Genomic DNA, 15,821 nt, shown 5'->3' on the forward strand with positions numbered 1-15,821 from the left:
CGTGTGATAAAAATTGGGGAAATGATTAGAGCAAAATGTGGATGTGAACAAGCGGTATAAACATAGATTAAAAACAAAGCAAACGATAATCAAAAGAATGATACCCAACATGAGATTTGGGTTAGGAAGGTGCTTACAACATGTCGATTCGTATTATTGTTAAAGAACCAGATGAGGTGCTTCACAAAAGAGCCAAGGAAGTTACAAAAGTAACACCCAATGTACAAAAACTGCTGGATGATATGGCAGATACCATGTATGACGCTGAAGGAGTAGGTCTTGCAGCCCCTCAAGTAGGCATTTTGAAACGCCTGATTGTCATTGATGCCGGAGATGAACAGGGCCTCATCAAAATGATCAATCCTGAAATCATCGCAAGTGAAGGCGAACAGTTTGGGCCGGAAGGCTGTCTGAGTATTCCAGGTATTAACGGCGACGTTCGCCGTTTTGAGACAGTTACCGTTAAAGGCTTGGACCGTGAAGGCAATGAACTGATTATTACGGGCAGCGGTCTGTTGTCCCGGGCATTCCAGCACGAGATTGATCACCTGGATGGCGTACTCTTCACGGATATCGCTGAGAAGGTATACGAAATTGCAGCCGATCAGACTGGACCGCGACGTAATTAAGGAGTGATGGATTTGAATATTGTTTTTATGGGTACCCCGGAATTTGCTGTTCCTTCTCTGGATATGCTCATCGCTGAGGGTTATAACGTGGTGGGGGTAGTCACCCAGCCCGATAAACCGCAAGGCCGCAAAAAAGTGCTCACGCCAACGCCTGTTAAGGCTGCGGCTGAGCGCCATGGCCTGCCCGTATTTCAACCGGTGAAGCTGCGTGATCCTGAATCCGTGGCCAGATTGGCTGAATGGAAGCCTGATTTGATTGTGACTGCAGCATTTGGGCAGATTTTACCGAAGGCCGTATTGGATATGCCTGTGCGAGGCTGTGTGAATGTGCACGGTTCTCTTTTGCCTAAATATCGTGGTGGTGCTCCAATTCAGCGCTCCATTATTAACGGGGAGTCCGTAACGGGAGTTACCTTGATGTTTATGGCAGAAGGTTTGGACACTGGAGACATGATCTCACGTGTGGAAGTTCCAATTACGGATGAGGACACCTCTGGCACCATGTTTGTGAAGCTCAGCGATGCAGGCTCCAAGCTGCTGCAGGCAGAAATGCCCCGTCTTATTGCGGGGGAAACCACGGCTGTCCCTCAGGATGAAGCCGAAGCTTCGTATGCCCGCAATCTGACTAGAGAAGACGAGAAAATAGACTGGAATCGAACATCTCGTGAAATCTATAACCAGATCCGTGGTCTTGTTCCGTTCTCTGGTGCATTTACGATGTGGGACGAGCAGGTGTTTAAAGTATGGGCTGCTGCTAATCCCAATCAATTGGGAGCTTCAGAGACTGGAGTCAAAGGACAAGCTGAGCCTGGTACGGTGCTGCAGCTGAATGCATCCGGTATCGAGGTACAGACCGGCGACGGTTCACTCTGGCTGACTGAAGTTCAGCCGGCCGGCAAGAAAGCGATGAAGGCGGCTGACTTTGGCCGCGGCGGTACGCTGAAACCGGGCACGGTGTTACGATGAGTGAGAATAGATCCGGCAGATCCGTAGACAGTCCGAGCAGAGGTAACGCTAAACAGAACCGACGCCCGAATCCAGGGAAACCCAGTGGTTCCAGAACCGCTGGGGGCTCCCGAACCTCGGGAGAAGCTTCGCGCTCTCAACGACCCAAAACTTCTCCACGCGCACTTGCAGTGAAAGTGCTAAGTGCTGTGGAGCAGGATGGAGCCTACAGTAATCTGGAGCTCAATCGACGTTTGAAAGAGGCGGAGCTTAGTCCGGCTGATGCGGGGCTGGCAACCGAGCTGGTATACGGAACAATCGCAAGACTAAACACGCTTGATTATTTCTTGGAACGTTTTGTAGCCAAAGGAATGGCCAAGCTCCAGCCATGGGTACGAAGTCTCCTTCGGATCAGCGTCTACCAGATGCTGTATCTGGATCGGATTCCGGAACATGCTGTTGTCAGTGAAGCCGTCAATCTGGCGAAGAAACTGGGTCACCAGGGAATCTCGGGTATGGTCAATGGCGTTCTGCGCAACATGATCCGTAACCGGGATGAATTGCGGATTCCGAATGATCTGCCAGCTGCTGAGCGCATCGCACTGGAACACTCTCATCCACTGTGGATGGTTAAACGCTGGATCGGCCAATACGGTGAAGAGACAGCAGAAGCGATCTGCAAGGCCAATAATGAAGCACCGGCAGTGAGTGTCCGGGTAAATACGACAATGACCACACGTGAGAAGCTTATGCACGAGATGGAAAGCACGGGTGCAGTGGTAGAGCCTTCCCGGTTAAGTCCTGACGGCATTCTTGTACGCAGCGGTGGGAATATGGCATTAACGTCATGGTATCGGGATGGATTGTTCTCAGTACAGGACGAAAGTTCCATGCTTGTGGCGGAAGCGGTCGCACCTGAAGAAGGTCAAATTGTACTGGATTGCTGTGCAGCTCCCGGCGGTAAGACAGCTCATATGGCCGAGAAAATGCAGGACCGTGGTCGGATTATTGCCAATGACGTGCATGCACATAAGCGTCAGCTTATCATGGATCAGGCAGACCGGTTGGGTCTGAGCTGCATCGACGCAGTAACCGGAGATGCACTGGATCTGGATGAGCGTTATCCTCATGCTTCGTTCGACCGGATCCTTCTGGATGCACCTTGCTCAGGTCTCGGTGTCATTCGCCGGAAGCCGGATGTCAAATGGACCAAATCGCCTGAAGATATCGAAGATATCTCGGGGCTGCAGCGAGAATTACTGAACCGGGTTGCACCGCTGTTGAAGCCGGGCGGCGTTCTGGTCTACAGCACATGTACGATTGAGCCGGCAGAGAACGAACTTATGGTCGCTGACTTCCTGAAGCACCATCCTGAATACCAGGCCGTGGATTCTGCATGGACCGGAACCGAGATGGAAAAGTGGAATCCGGTAAACGGAGGCGTGCAGATTCTGCCCCAGTATGCACACAGTGACGGCTTCTTCATTGCGAGGCTGACACGTGCAGCTGATGAATAAATCCATAGCACGCAAGGAAGGCCGCCGGGGGGAACTTCGGCGGATTTCTTTTGTAATGGGGTGCGGCCTGTGCGCCAAGGTGTTATAATGCATGAAGTGCAAGACTCTAGGGCATACATGGATGTAAAGTGGTCTTTGTGATAGAATAGGAAGAATGAAAAGAAAAGAAGGAATAGGTGTTGACAACAAAATGAAACCTTTTATATATGATTTTTCCCTGGAAGAGCTGCAGCAATGGGCTGTTGAGAATGGGGAACCCGCTTTTCGCGGTGGTCAGATTTTCGACTGGATTTATGTGAAGCGAGTAAATGATTTCAGTGAGATGACGAACCTGTCCAAAGCATTGCGCGAGAAGCTGGCAGAGCAATTTGAATTTGTAACCCTTACCGAAATTACGAAGTTTGAATCCAAGGATGGAACGGTGAAGTTCCTGTTCGGTCTTCATGATGATCATGCCATCGAAACAGTTATCATGAAACACAACTATGGTAACAGTATCTGTGTAACGACACAGGTGGGCTGCCGGATTGGTTGTACATTCTGCGCCTCTACACTGGGCGGGCTGAAGCGTAACCTGACAGCAGGCGAGATTGTTGCTCAGGTCGTACAGGCTCAGAAGATTCTGGATGAGCGCGGCGAACGTGTAAGCAGTATTGTCATCATGGGTTCGGGCGAACCGTTTGAAAACTACGAAGCGACGATGACTTTCCTGCGCATCATGATTCACGAAAAGGGCCTGAATATCGGTCAGCGCCACATCACGGTGTCCACAAGCGGAATTGTACCAAACATCTACAAGTTTGCGGATGAAGATACACAGATTAACCTGGCCATTTCCATCCATGCACCGAATGACGCGCTGCGTTCCAAATTGATGCCGGTAAACCGTCGTTTTCCTTTTGACGATGTGATGGAATCCCTTCGGTATTACCTGGCCAAAACGGGCCGGAGAATCACATTCGAATATGCACTTATCGGTGGCGTGAACGATCAGCCGGAACATGCCGCGGAACTCGCAAGTGTGCTCAAGAACATGCTCTGCCACGTGAACCTGATCCCGGTCAATCACGTACCTGAACGCAAGTATGTAAGAACATCGAGAAGCGACATTTTCAATTTCCAGAAGATTCTTTCGGAGCAGGGTGTTAATGTAACCATTCGTCGTGAACAGGGACATGATATTGCTGCCGCTTGCGGTCAGCTTCGTGCAAAGCATATGGAGTTGAGGTGAGAACGTTTTGATCAAAACAGTTCATGTGAGCCATATCGGACGCGTGCGTTCGGTTAATGAAGATTCAGCCTGGATCCGCAATCTGGAGACAGGGTATATACTGGGTATTGTCGCTGATGGCATGGGCGGGCATCTCGCTGGAGATACCGCCAGCCGTCTGGCAGTTGAGACATTGGTGCATGACCTGGGAACGTTGGAACCGGGGCTGTCACATGCATCCTTGTCTGCTGCCCTCAGCGATGCTATTTTGCATGCCAACGAAGTGATATATCGGACTGCATCCGGAGACGACAAATACCACAACATGGGTACGACCGTGGTTGCTGCCTTGTTGAATGATGCAGAGGGTGTTATCGGTCATATCGGGGACAGCCGAGCTTACAAAATTGCAAACAAACAAGTGATCCAGTTAACGGAAGACCATACCCTGGTGAATGAATTGTTTAAAAATGGTCAGATCAGCAAGGAAGACGTATCTCATCATCCGCGACGCAACGTGCTGACCCGTGCTCTTGGAACAGATGCAGAAGTCAAAGTAGATCTGGATCCCATCAAGCTGGAAACAGGCGAAGTTCTGCTGTTGTGCAGTGATGGACTTAGCAATCTGGTCAGCAATGAACAGCTCGTTCAAGTGGCAGGGAATCAGGAGTTGCCGCTGGAAGAGCGTGCCGATCGACTGCTTCAGCTGGCTCTGCTGGCTGGCGGAGATGATAATATCACGGTTGCGCTGTTTGAAGTGCAACAGGAAGGTTCCGTGGTGACGGAAACGGGGTGTGAGTCATGATAGGGCACCAGCTAGGCGGACGCTATGAAGTCATTGAGCGTGTTGGCGGTGGCGGCATGGCACTTGTGTACAAGGCCCAGGATCTGCTTCTGAATCGGAATGTGGCGATCAAGGTGCTGAGACAGCAATTTGTACATGATGAGGAATTCATCCGACGTTTCCGTCGAGAAGCGCAGTCAGCTGCATCCTTATCTCACCCCAACGTCGTAAGCATCTATGATGTAGGCCAGGAAGATGACGTTCATTATATTGTCATGGAGTATGTAGAAGGCAAAAACCTAAATGAGATTATTAAAGAGCGGGCTCCGCTGCAGGTGGATGAGGCTGTTCGAATTGCTTCCCAAATTGCAGACGCCCTGGATCATGCACATCATAATCAGATTATTCATCGGGATATCAAACCGCATAATATATTGATTGGCCGAAATGGCCGTGTGAAGGTTACCGATTTCGGGATTGCCCGAGCGGTTACCTCCACGACGATTACACAGACTGGTTCCGTAGTCGGATCGGTGCATTATTTCTCACCAGAGCATGCCAAAGGGATTGTTACTGGCGAGAAGTCGGATTTATATTCTCTCGGTATCGTACTCTATCAAATGCTGACTGGGCAGCTTCCGTTCCTCGGCGAGAGTCCGATCAGTGTTGCCTTGAAGCATCTGCAGGAAGAATTTGATGAACCTCGCAAATTCAACCCGCTGATTCCGCAAAGTGTGGAAAATGTGATTTTGAAATCGATGCGAAAAAATCCGCAGGAGCGCTATCAGTCGGCCAAGGAAATGCAGAACGATCTGGAAACCTGTTTGATGCCAGAGCGTCGCAATGAAGACAAGATCGACTTCCCCGATGAGGATGATGTGGATCAGACGCGTGTCATGCCTGCCATCAAACCGGAACCACGTGGAATTACTTCTACGGGCGCGGCTCCGGTCATGGAATCGGACGAAGAGAACCATAAAGGCAAGCCCAAGACGAAAAACTGGAAAAAACCAACACTATTGATCTCATTGACTGTCTTAATTCTAATCGCCATGGTGGGTGTTGTGTGGTACGTCAAAGGCATGCTCGTTGTGCCTGAAGTAAAAGTGCCAAATGTCGTGAACCAGACTGAAGAAAAGGCGCGCCAGATGCTACAGGATGAAGGTTTGGTTGTGAGCGATGACGTCATCCGGCAGTATAAGGAAGGTGTCGATCCCGGAATCGTATTCGAACAAAGCCGAAACGAAGGTGATGTGGTCAAGGAAGGTTCGGAAATTCAACTTAGTGTTGGAGCTGAAAAGGAACTGACCAAAATGATCAACGTTGAAGGTGATGCCTATGAGGATGCAGTTAAAGATCTGACAAATCTGGGAATCAGTGAGGATCGGATCAAGCGTAAAGATGAATATTCTAATGACGTTGCTTCAGGCTTGGTTATGTCCCAGACACCTGGGGCCGATCAAGAATTTGATCCGGAACAGACCGAAATTGTTTTAACCGTCAGCAGAGGCGCGGAAACCGTGAAGATGCCAGATTTGAAAAATCGCACCCGTAACGAAGCAGAGCAGCTGATCAAGTCTGCCGGACTGGTTCTGGCTCAGGTTCAGGAAGAGTCGAGCTATACAGTTGAGCGGGGTAAAGTGACCCAGCAATGGCCTGTGGAAGCCGGAGCCGACGTGAAACCTGGTGACAAAATTACCATTTTCGTCAGCACAGGTTATCCTCCTGAGGCGCTCGAGTATTCCTTCAATATCAATGTTTCACCAAAAGAAGAGGGCAAAAACAGCAAGATTCGAATTACATTCGAAGATGCCCGCGGCAAGAATCAGGAATGGGGTACTCGGACTATTAAACAGTCGAATCAAGCCCTGACCATTCCGCTTGTTCTTGCTCCGAATGAGAATGGTGCTGTATCTGTATATCGTGATGGTCAATTCCTGGATACGTACGTGGTTACCTACGCTGAAGCCAAAAATGGTACCGTAATCGTGCCATCCATTGAGCCAGAGATCAGTAACCAGCCACCACCAGCGAATGAGCCTGAAGAAGGCGGCGGTGGTGACGAAGGCAGCGTCGACGGTAACCAGGAAGGTGAACCTGAATCGACTCCTGCCGACGGTGAAGAAGATAATGAAAGTGAAGATACGTCTGCCATGAATAATGGCAAGGGGCATGGAAAAGAAAAGAAGAATGAAGTCGTAAACGCAACAAGCCGTCCGTGAGGACGGCTTATTGCTGACGTTAGGTTGGAATGCACCGCAAATCAAAGGAGGGCGACGGAGCTATGCCAGAAGGTATCATCGTAAAAGCGCTAAGCGGTTACTATTATGTCATGCCATTGTTAGAAAACGGGGTGCCTTCGGTTGAAGGCTCCGCCGTTCAATGCCGAGCGAGAGGCATATTCAAAAAGAGAGGCATATCTCCGCTTGTCGGTGACCGCGTTAGCTATATGCTGACAGAGAATGGCGAAGGAACAGTAGATGAGATTCGGGAACGGGAGACTGAATTAATCCGTCCTCCTGTTGCGAATGTCAGCCTGGCTGTTCTTCTGTTCTCCGTTAAAGAACCGGACATGAACCTCAATCTGCTGGACAAATTTCTTGTACATATTGAGCAGGCAGGATTGGATGCTCTAATTGTATTAACGAAGCAGGACCTCGTAGATCCAGAGAAGGACACAAGGGACACTGTAGCTGAGGTTAAGGCTCTCTATGAACAGATTGGGTATGAAGTCATCTCGACCAGTTCGAGAACCGGTGAGGGCAATGAACTACTCAAAGAACGCCTTGCAGGCAAGATCAGTGTGTTCTCGGGTCAGTCCGGTGTAGGTAAGTCATCCATGCTTAATGCCCTGATGCCAGGGCTGACACTCGAAACGAGTGAAATCAGTATGCGTCTTGGCCGCGGAAGACATACGACCAGGCACGTTGAATTGATCCCGCTGGATAATGGCGGATTTGTAGCAGATACACCCGGATTCAGCCAACTGGACTTTCTCGAGATTGGTGTCGAGGAATTATCCACCTGTTTCCGTGAATTTGCCCAGTATGCGGATCAGTGCAAATTCCGCGGCTGTACCCACACACATGAGCCCCAATGCCGAGTACTTGCAGCCAAGGAGGAAGGTCTAATCTCCGACAGCCGTTACCGGCATTATGAGCAGTTCCTTACAGAAATGAAAGACAAGAAGCGGAGGTACTAATTATGATTAAAATTGCTCCATCCATCTTATCTGCAGATTTTGCACGTCTTGGTGCTGAGGTAGCAGAGGCGCAAGCTGCTGGAGGCGACTGGATTCACGTTGATGTCATGGACGGCCATTTCGTTCCGAATATTACGCTGGGTCCTGCCATTGTAAAAGCTATTGCGCCACATACCGACCTGCCACTGGATGTACATCTGATGATTGAGAATCCGGAACGGTATGTTGAGGAGTTTGCCAAAGCAGGAGCGGCTGTTATTACCGTTCATGCCGAGGCATGTGTGCATTTGCACCGTGTGATTCATCTGATTAAGGAACAGGGAGTCAAGGCGGGAGTTGCTCTGAATCCGGGGACGCCTGCCAGTGCCATTCAGGAAGTGCTGGATGACGTGGACATGGTTCTGGTTATGACCGTGAATCCTGGGTTTGGCGGACAAGCGTTCATCTCGGGAACCATGAACAAAATCAGACAAATTCGCAGCTGGCTGAATGAAAAAGGGCGCCATGACGTACACATCGAAGTGGACGGGGGAATTGCAGCCGATACAGCACCACTCGTTGTTGAAGCTGGCGCGGATGTACTCGTCGCAGGTAGTGCGGTATTCGGACGTGAGGACCGTGCAGCCGCCATTGCCGAAATCCGTAGCAGCTACGGAGGCTGATCTATGGGCCTTAAGGAGACGCTGTGGACAATGGCTGCCAGCCTTGTAACGGGACTGGTGCTTGCGTTATTTGCAGTCATTCAATCCCCATACAATGCGCTTACCTCACTGATTGGCGTGGGCGTTGTCATTATGTATTTTCGAAAGTTTGATCGTACACGATCTCGTGTTACCTTCGTCATATTCAGCATACTGTATTACTTGCTGAGCGTATTCATGATCGCTGTCTATCAATTTGTTCCTGCCCAAACGTAAATGAGCTGTTCTTCGGGCTCGTCATGTTGGAATAGGGACAGGTGGTTCCGCATAAATATGGTTACATGAGCAGGTTTCTCATGTAGCCTTTTTTGTCGTGTTTAAGGTGAAGAAGGCCCTGAAGCATAGGATACGGCGGATGCATGAGCATGATGGGGAGGGTGAAGTATGAAATTTTACACATTCAAACTGCCGAAGTTTTTGGGAGGGTTTGTAAAGGCGATCCTTAATACGTTTCAAAAGAACTGATAAGATCGAGAGCAGGCTCGGAAGACGAATACCGCCGCTATGGCTTCAGGACGATTGGGGAATCCGACCTGAGAAGTGCCATGCGGCGGGCATTCACATGCTTGTGCAGGTATTTATGTACTTTTTTGAATACCAAAAAAGCACCTGCAAGGAACAAGGTGCTTTTTGCTTATCCGATTTATAGTAGCTTTGCGTGATTATACGCGAGTCACTTTACCGGCTTTCAGTGCACGGGTGCTTACGTATACACGTTTTGGTTTACCGTTCACGAGAATGCGGACCTTCTGAACGTTTACGCCCCAAGAACGACGGTTACGGTTGTTAGCGTGGGATACGTGGTTACCGGTGCCCGGTTTCTTACCTGTCACATAACATTTGCGAGACATAGATTACACCTCCTATCCTAAAATAACCAGTTGCCTTCGGAGAGACGAAAGTCATTCCTTAAAGGCTAAATTGTTCTTCCTGACCATAGTGGTCAGGCTCCAGTAGCTAATGGCGTTGTTCAAGCCGGCATGGCCGGATCATTTCCATTACTTAACCTGCATAAAACAATACTTGAATATAATATCATACCCAAAAAAGCTTCGTCAACTGATCCAAAAACTTTATTTATTTCTCCTGCCTAATATAGTACAATGTTGAATAGTCCATAATACAGCGGTGAACAGGCTGTTGCCGCGAGAAAGCCGGAGATTTGACCGTCCCAAGAGGTCGGGGGTCTGCAATTTGGCAACGCTGTGCGCTGTGACATTTCCATCACTGGCACCAGTCTCCATGCGGCATTCATGCCGGCTCTCGATACCGGTGCATATCCGTATGCCCCGAACTCGGGCTTCAGCGGTTGCAGGATATCGGTGGCTTGGCCGCCCAGACCGTAGATCCGGATGACATGTTGAATTGTATGCCTTTGCCGGACAAGGTGTGGACGAAGAATGACGCAGAAGCGTCAACGCATGAACAGACCAGTTAACATCTTGGTGCAAGATGTTCGTGTATCAAGCTAGGAAGGGGAATTCTCACTTGAGTATACGTTCTTTAAATGGAACAGATTTCACCGCAATGGTACTTGCCGGCGCGGAACAACTTGGACAGCATGCAGAGCACGTCAATTCCCTGAATGTTTTCCCTGTGCCGGATGGTGACACGGGAACGAACATGAATTTGACAATGAGTGCGGGAGTTGCAGAGATTAAACGCAAGAGTTCTGCCTCCATCGGAGAAGCTGCCGGTATTTTATCGAAAGGCCTGCTTATGGGCGCACGGGGGAATTCTGGCGTTATTTTATCGCAGTTGTTCCGTGGTTTCAGTCGTTCAGCTGCTCCTTATGAGGAACTGAATACGATCCAATTTGCAGCAGCCCTCCAAAACGGCGTGGACGCAGCGTACAAAGCTGTCGTGAAGCCTGTCGAAGGAACCATTCTTACCGTGGCTAAGGAAGCGGCGAAACATGCCAGCTACTATGCAAGACGGACGAATGATATTACCGAATTAATGAATGAAGTATTGTTAAAAGCAAAAGAGGCACTGGCAACGACTCCGGAATTGCTGCCTGTACTAAAACAGGTTGGCGTCGTGGATTCGGGTGGACAGGGGCTTGTATATATTTACGAAGGTTTTATGGAAGTACTGCTGCAGACCGACGGTGTTAGCCGTGCATCCCTGCAAAAAGAAGTACAACCATCTGTGGCATCGTCCGCATTGAAACCAGCTGTACCGGCAGAAGAGGTGCCTGCAAAGCCTGCACAGCAGGTCATTGCTCCAGAGATGCCGTTGTCTGCACAGGCTAGACTGGAAACGGAAGATATCGAATTCCTGTATGATATGGAATTCTTCATTAACCGCCAGCTCGGAGATAATGCAGGCGTGGCATTCGATGATGAGGCATTCCGGAAAGCGTTGTCAGTTAATGGTGATTCCATCATCATTATTGCTGACGACGAAGTGATCAAAGTGCATGTGCACTCCAAGACACCTGGAGATGTACTGAATCTGGCACTTCGTTACGGCGAAATTACTCAGATTCACATTTTGAACATGCGTGAACAGCACCGGGATCTGCTGACGGCGGGCATGGACATAGCGCCTTCTCCTGAATTGTTCGCAGAGATTCCGCCTGAAACGACGCGCAGTCATGAAGAGGCAGTACCTCCTGCAGATGAGATGGCTCCGTATGGTTTTATCGCTGTATCTTCAGGCGAGGGTATTGCAGAAATCTTCCAAAGCCTCGGAGTGGATGTTGTTCTGTCCGGCGGACAGACGATGAACCCAAGTACCGAGGACTTTGTGAATGCAGTTCGCTCGATCGCTGCGGAACAGGTATTTATTTTGCCGAACAATTCCAATATTGTCCTTGCTGCCGAACAGGCACGAGAACTGCTTGAAGACGAACGCCGGATCACGGTGATTCCGAGCAAAACCATTCCGCAGGGAATGGCAGCTGCGTTTGCCTTCCAAGAGGATGAGTCTGCTGATACCAACCGTGATCAGATGCTTGAAGCCATTGGCCGCGTGCAGTCGGGTCAGGTTACTCATGCCGTAAGAGATACTCAGTATGATGAGCTGGATATCAAGGCAGGCCATTACATTGGCATCCATAATTCCAAAATCGTTGCGACAAATGAAAGCATGCTGCGTGCGTGTGAAGGCTTGCTGCAGCAGATGATGGAGAATGGAGATGAAGTGGTTACCATCCTCGAAGGGGAAGAAGCTGACTCTGAGGTTACCGCTGCGCTTGCGGCATGGCTGGAGTCGCAATATCCTGATGCTGAGGTGGAGGTACATTCCGGAGGACAGCCAGTTTATTATTATTTGTTCTCTGTGGAGTCCTGATAGTACACTCACGCAAGGAGGAGATCTCGCTTGAGCCATAAGATTGCGATAGTAACAGACAGTACCGCAGATATACCGGAAGAGCTTGTAAGTAAATACGGAATTCATGTGGTTCCACTGCGTGTTCTGTTTGGTGAAGAAAGTTATGCAGACGGCGTTGATCTGACTTCGGAACAGTTTTATGCCAAATTGGAGAAGGCTTCGGCGTTACCTACAACGTCACAGCCTTCGCCAACCGAATTCATGAACATCTACCAGACTCTGCTGGATGAAGACCCGGAACGTCCGATTGTCTCGATTCACCTGTCATCAGGCATGAGTGGAACCTATCAATCGGCACTACTGGGCAAATCCCTGCTGGAGCGCGAGGGCGACATTACGGTGCTGGACTCCAAGTCGGCATCTTATGGATATGGTCTGATGGTTGTTCAGGCAGCTGAACTCGCGAGTCAAGGCAAGTCCGCAGCCGAGATTGCTGCAGCTGTGGAAGCCATGCAGAAGAGCCGTAAGCTATTTTTCCTGGTGGATACACTGGAGTACCTGCAAAAAGGCGGACGGATCGGGAAGGCAGCGGCTATTCTAGGCACCTTACTGAATATTAAGCCCATCTTGTCCATTGATGAGGAAGGTGTCATATACGCTGTTGAAAAAGTCAGGGGACACAAAAAAGCAATGGCACGCATCATTGAGCTGTTTCAGCAGGACCTTGCGGGTAAGCGTGTGAACCTGGCCGTAGGCCATACCGCAGATCCCGGATCAGCGATTGCTTGTGCAGAGCAGCTGCGTGGGCATTTTACACTGAATGAAGTGGTGTACACCAATATTGGAGCCGTTATTGGCAGCCATGTTGGGCCTGGCGTTATTGCCATCTTTATGTGGCCTGTTCCGGAATGAGGGATTAAACATGAAATTGGAAGAAATATCGGTTAAGCAAATTAACGGCGTGAGTGCTCTCAAAGAGGGAGAGCTTCACGCCTTTGGCATCTCTAGTGTTAAAGATCTACTTGAATACTATCCGTTCCGTTATGAGGATTATCGTCTGCGTTCTCTTAGTGAAGTGAAAGATGGGGACAAGATTACGGTCCAGGGTAAGATCATGGGTATTCCGGTGTTGCAGCGCTATGGTAAAAAGTCCCGTCTCACCTGCAAGGTGATGACCGAAGAGTGGATGATTACGGCAACCTGGTTTAATCGTCATTTTCTAAAAGACCAGCTTACGCCAAACCGCGAAATTGTGCTTACGGGGAAGTGGGAACAAAAGCGCATGCAGATGACCGTCTCGGACTCGGAGTTTCCGGATAAGGGAGATGGCCGTTCAGGTACGCTGCAGCCGGTCTACTCGGTAACGGGCAAGCTGACGCAATCCTGGATGCGCAAGACGATCAATCAGGGGTTAATTCAATTTGGAGACATGATACCCGAGATCTTACCCCCATCTCTGATGAAAAAATACGGACTGATGCCTCGTAAACAGGCAATCGCAGGGATTCACCGTCCGCAGGATAATCGGGAAGGCCAGCAGGCCAGACAGCGCATGGTCTATGAGGAATTGTTTTTGTTCCAGCTGAAGATGCAGGCTTATCGTGCATTGAACCGAAACCGGATGGATGGGGTTGTGCATACAACGGATAATGCCACCATTCGCGAGTTTGTGCGCAGTCTGCCGTTTGAACTGACCGATGCTCAGAAAAAGGTAGAACTGGAAATCCTTCACGATATGCGTTCGCCTTATTCCATGAACCGCTTGCTGCAAGGCGATGTGGGTTCGGGTAAAACGGTGATTGCAGCCATAGCACTGTATACCTCGGTAAGGTCCGGTTTCCAGGGAGCTCTGATGGTTCCTACCGAGATTCTGGCCGAGCAGCATATGCGATCATTGCAAAAGCTGTTTGAACCTTTTGGCGTAACGGTGGGCCTTCTAACCGGCAGCGTGAATGGACGGAAACGCAAGGATCTGATCGCTTCGCTGCAAATGGGGATGATTGATATCGTGGTGGGTACCCATGCCTTGATTCAGGAAGATGTGTTCTTCCGTGATCTGGGTCTTGTCGTGACGGATGAGCAGCATCGCTTCGGGGTGAACCAACGCAGCATTTTGCGGCGAAAAGGTTATAATCCCGATGTGTTAACCATGACGGCAACCCCGATTCCGCGGACGCTGGCGATTACGGCATTTGGGGATATTGAAGTATCCACGATCTCGGAACGGCCGAAGGGACGAATTCCGATCTCCACCTATTGGGTTAAGCATGACATGATGGAGCGTGTGCTCGGTTTCATCTCCCGTGAAGTGGATCAGGGCCGTCAGGCTTATCTTATATGCCCTTTAATTGAGGAATCCGAGAAGCTGGATGTCCAAAATGCGATTGATCTGCATGTGCAGATGCAGCAGAACTTTCCGAATTATCGTGTGGGCCTGCTGCATGGACGGATGACGGCTGGGGAGAAAGAAGAGATGATGCGTGCGTTCTACAGCAACGATATTCAGCTTCTCGTCTCCACCACGGTGGTGGAAGTCGGCGTCGATGTACCGAATGCTACGTTAATGGTTATTATGGATGCGGACCGTTTTGGCCTGTCCCAGCTGCATCAGCTTCGCGGCCGTGTTGGCCGGGGGGCCCACGCGTCCTATTGCGTGCTCATCGCCGATCCCAAAACAGAGGTTGGGCAGGAGCGCATGAAGGTCATGACCGAAACGGAGGATGGCTTTGAAGTTTCTCGCCGTGATCTCGATCTGCGGGGACCGGGGGATTTCTTTGGGACCAAACAGAGTGGATTACCGGAATTCCGCCTGGCGGATATGGTTGCAGACTTTGCCGTATTGGAGCAAGCGAGGGATGATGTGTCCAGTTTGATCGGCGATCCGAATTTCTGGACATCCGTGGACTATACGGCTTTGCGAGAGTATTTACAGCAGCAGCAGGTATTCCAGGGTGATCTGATCGATTGATTGTGGCCTGAATGCATGGTTTTCCTGCAATTCGTGCGAAAAAAGTCAAGTGAACAAGCCCTCCCGTCATATGAATAGAAAGTGAGTTCATTTTTGGGAGGTGCTGTACGTTTTGAGTTATCAACAATATGGAATCAGTCCGCAGCTGGTGGAGCGGATCAAATTAAAGATGAAGAATCCTGCTGTCAAAGATCGCATCAAAAAGCTGATTGACGGAATTACGAAGTCTGACCTTCAGGACCGGGCCAAGGTTAGAAGATTGGTCAAGTCATCTGCTGCCATCTTAAATGAAAACTTCTCGTCAGCTCAGGAGGAGCAGTTCGTTGCCTTCGTCATCGCCCAGAAGATTGATCCCAACAATACGTTTCATTTGATTAAGCTGTGGGGGATGTTTCGGTGAGGTCGCTGTAGGTTGAGGATAATAAAATGCATGCAGGACAGCACACGTGACCGCTACGATTGCAGTACCATCTTCCGATCGCTGTTATTCCCGGATTTTTTTGAACGCCCTTTTTGAATGGGGAAATCCGGGAATAAAGGCGAGCGCTTTGCTTCTCCAGATTGGTTCTGCACTCTCCGCTACTGT

The 15,821-nt window shown here is 49.8% G+C and carries 15 protein-coding genes; 14 read left to right on the forward strand and 1 reads right to left on the reverse strand.

Features of this window, described 5'->3' with window-relative positions; genetic code table 11:
* The first annotated feature begins 140 nt into the window (after window positions 1–140).
* The 10 genes from def (at window position 141) to spoVM (ending at window position 9,453) form a co-directional block, all read left to right on the forward strand.
* Window positions 141–629: a peptide deformylase gene (gene def / locus AC3WQ3_RS04175; protein WP_095290270.1), complete on the forward strand. Its 489-nt coding sequence runs from the start codon at window positions 141–143 to the stop codon at window positions 627–629.
* 6 nt (window positions 630–635) lie between these two features.
* On the forward strand, window positions 636–1,595 hold the full coding sequence (gene fmt / locus AC3WQ3_RS04180; RefSeq protein WP_492471518.1) for a methionyl-tRNA formyltransferase: 960 nt from the start codon (window positions 636–638) through the stop codon (window positions 1,593–1,595).
* Window positions 1,592–3,091, forward strand: coding sequence for a 16S rRNA (cytosine(967)-C(5))-methyltransferase RsmB (rsmB, locus tag AC3WQ3_RS04185; protein WP_492471519.1), 1,500 nt, complete (start codon window positions 1,592–1,594; stop codon window positions 3,089–3,091). The genes fmt and rsmB overlap by 4 nt, the downstream gene beginning before the upstream one ends.
* Before the next feature lie 190 nt (window positions 3,092–3,281).
* A complete protein-coding gene (rlmN, locus tag AC3WQ3_RS04190; RefSeq protein WP_095290542.1) occupies window positions 3,282–4,322 on the forward strand; it encodes a dual-specificity RNA methyltransferase RlmN in 1,041 nt (346 codons plus the stop codon).
* A 7-nt stretch (window positions 4,323–4,329) separates the two neighbouring features.
* Window positions 4,330–5,106, forward strand: a complete 777-nt coding sequence (locus tag AC3WQ3_RS04195) for a Stp1/IreP family PP2C-type Ser/Thr phosphatase (protein ID WP_127537872.1) — start codon at window positions 4,330–4,332, stop codon at window positions 5,104–5,106.
* Window positions 5,103–7,307: a Stk1 family PASTA domain-containing Ser/Thr kinase gene (gene pknB / locus AC3WQ3_RS04200; RefSeq protein WP_492471520.1), complete on the forward strand. Its 2,205-nt coding sequence runs from the start codon at window positions 5,103–5,105 to the stop codon at window positions 7,305–7,307. Before AC3WQ3_RS04195 ends, pknB begins: the two co-directional genes overlap by 4 nt.
* 62 nt (window positions 7,308–7,369) lie before the next feature.
* Window positions 7,370–8,287, forward strand: a complete 918-nt coding sequence (gene rsgA, locus AC3WQ3_RS04205; RefSeq protein WP_336780644.1) for a ribosome small subunit-dependent GTPase A — start codon at window positions 7,370–7,372, stop codon at window positions 8,285–8,287.
* Between the two features lie 2 nt (window positions 8,288–8,289).
* Window positions 8,290–8,949, forward strand: coding sequence for a ribulose-phosphate 3-epimerase (gene rpe, locus AC3WQ3_RS04210; RefSeq protein ID WP_492471521.1), 660 nt, complete (start codon window positions 8,290–8,292; stop codon window positions 8,947–8,949).
* Window positions 8,950–8,952: 3 nt separating this feature from the next.
* On the forward strand, window positions 8,953–9,204 hold the full coding sequence (locus AC3WQ3_RS04215) for a hypothetical protein (RefSeq protein ID WP_095359346.1): 252 nt from the start codon (window positions 8,953–8,955) through the stop codon (window positions 9,202–9,204).
* 168 nt (window positions 9,205–9,372) lie between these two features.
* Window positions 9,373–9,453 (forward strand): stage V sporulation protein SpoVM, encoded by an 81-nt coding sequence (gene spoVM / locus AC3WQ3_RS04220; protein WP_019424875.1) that lies wholly within the window; start codon window positions 9,373–9,375, stop codon window positions 9,451–9,453.
* Between the two features lie 197 nt (window positions 9,454–9,650).
* Here the strand turns inward: spoVM and rpmB are convergent, their stop codons facing one another.
* Window positions 9,651–9,839, reverse strand: coding sequence for a 50S ribosomal protein L28 (rpmB, locus tag AC3WQ3_RS04225; RefSeq protein WP_024631107.1), 189 nt, complete (start codon window positions 9,837–9,839; stop codon window positions 9,651–9,653).
* 637 nt (window positions 9,840–10,476) lie between these two features.
* On the opposite strand from rpmB, the gene AC3WQ3_RS04230 reads away from it, so the two are divergent.
* From AC3WQ3_RS04230 to AC3WQ3_RS04245, 4 genes are all read left to right on the forward strand, one after another.
* Window positions 10,477–12,285, forward strand: coding sequence for a DAK2 domain-containing protein (locus AC3WQ3_RS04230; RefSeq protein ID WP_492471522.1), 1,809 nt, complete (start codon window positions 10,477–10,479; stop codon window positions 12,283–12,285).
* A gap of 30 nt (window positions 12,286–12,315) precedes the next feature.
* Window positions 12,316–13,179: a DegV family protein gene (locus tag AC3WQ3_RS04235; RefSeq protein WP_154895427.1), complete on the forward strand. Its 864-nt coding sequence runs from the start codon at window positions 12,316–12,318 to the stop codon at window positions 13,177–13,179.
* Window positions 13,180–13,189: 10 nt separating this feature from the next.
* Window positions 13,190–15,235 (forward strand): ATP-dependent DNA helicase RecG, encoded by a 2,046-nt coding sequence (recG, locus tag AC3WQ3_RS04240; RefSeq protein WP_095290287.1) that lies wholly within the window; start codon window positions 13,190–13,192, stop codon window positions 15,233–15,235.
* A gap of 112 nt (window positions 15,236–15,347) precedes the next feature.
* On the forward strand, window positions 15,348–15,635 hold the full coding sequence (locus AC3WQ3_RS04245) for a stage VI sporulation protein F (protein ID WP_492471523.1): 288 nt from the start codon (window positions 15,348–15,350) through the stop codon (window positions 15,633–15,635).
* Window positions 15,636–15,821 lie beyond the last annotated feature (186 nt).

Source organism: Paenibacillus sp. FW104-T2, from assembly GCF_058789975.1.